Source organism: Sphingomonas sp. Leaf412 (assembly GCF_001425405.1).
Taxonomy (GTDB): domain Bacteria; phylum Pseudomonadota; class Alphaproteobacteria; order Sphingomonadales; family Sphingomonadaceae; genus Sphingomonas.
The window spans coordinates 345,511-346,436 of the sequence record NZ_LMQP01000002.1; the positions used below are offsets into that span (position 1 = coordinate 345,511).

Genomic DNA, 926 nt, shown 5'->3' on the forward strand with positions numbered 1-926 from the left:
CTAGAAAGTTCATAGAATGCCCGCCCAATCCGGTATCTTCACCGTCATCGAGCGCGCCGCGCGCAAGGCCGCGCCGCGGCTGCGTCGCGACTTCAACGAGGTGCAGCAGCTTCAGGTCAGCAAGAAGGGGCCGGCCGACTTCGTCAGCCAGGCGGACCAGCGCGCCGAGCAGACGTTGTACGAGGAATTGTCGCGCGCGCGTCCCGACTGGGGCTTCCTGATGGAGGAGCGCGGCGAGATCGCGGGCGATCCGAACAAGCCGCGCTTCATCGTCGATCCGCTCGACGGCACCACCAACTTCCTCCACGGCATCCCGCATTTCGCGATCTCCATCGCGGTCGAGGAGCCGATGCCCAACGGCAAGCGCGAGATCACGACCGCCCTGGTCTATCAGCCGCTGACCGACGAGAGCTTCTGGGCCGAGAAGGGCCGGGGCGCGTGGCATACCGACCAGCGATTGCGCGTGTCGGCGCGGCGCGAGCCGACCGAATGCCTGATCGCCACGGGCATCCCCTTCATGGGCCATGGCGATTTCGTGACGTGGAGCCGCGTGTTCGGCGCGGTCGCGCCGCAGGTCGCGGGCATCCGCCGGCTGGGCGCGGCGAGCCTCGACCTGGCGTGGGTCGCGGCGGGGCGGTTCGACGGTTACTGGGAGACGCACCTGCAACCGTGGGACGTCGCGGCGGGCGTGCTGCTCATCAAGGAAGCGGGCGGCTTCGTCACCGATTTCCGCGGCGGTGACCGGTATATGGAGCGCAACGAGTTCCTGGCGGCGAACGACGCGCTGCATTCCAAGCTGCACAAGATGGTGGCGGGGGCGCTGCGCTAGGATTCCAATCCTCCCCAAGCTTCGCTTGGGGAGGGGGACCGCCGCGCAACGCGCGGTGGTGGAGGGGTAGATGCGGCGAACGCACCGTATCTGCCCC

The 926-nt window shown here is 68.1% G+C and carries 1 protein-coding gene; it reads left to right on the forward strand.

Features of this window, described 5'->3' with window-relative positions:
- The first annotated feature begins 16 nt into the window (after positions 1-16).
- Positions 17-829, forward strand: a complete 813-nt coding sequence (locus ASG29_RS06100) for an inositol monophosphatase family protein (RefSeq protein ID WP_055981708.1) — start codon at positions 17-19, stop codon at positions 827-829.
- Positions 830-926: the final 97 nt, after the last annotated feature.

What these genes read in the sequence shown, in the direction of transcription:
- ASG29_RS06100 (WP_055981708.1), top strand. Translation starts at nt 17, where the DNA reads ATGCCCGCCCAATCCGGTATCTTCACCGTCATCGAGCGCGCCGCGCGC.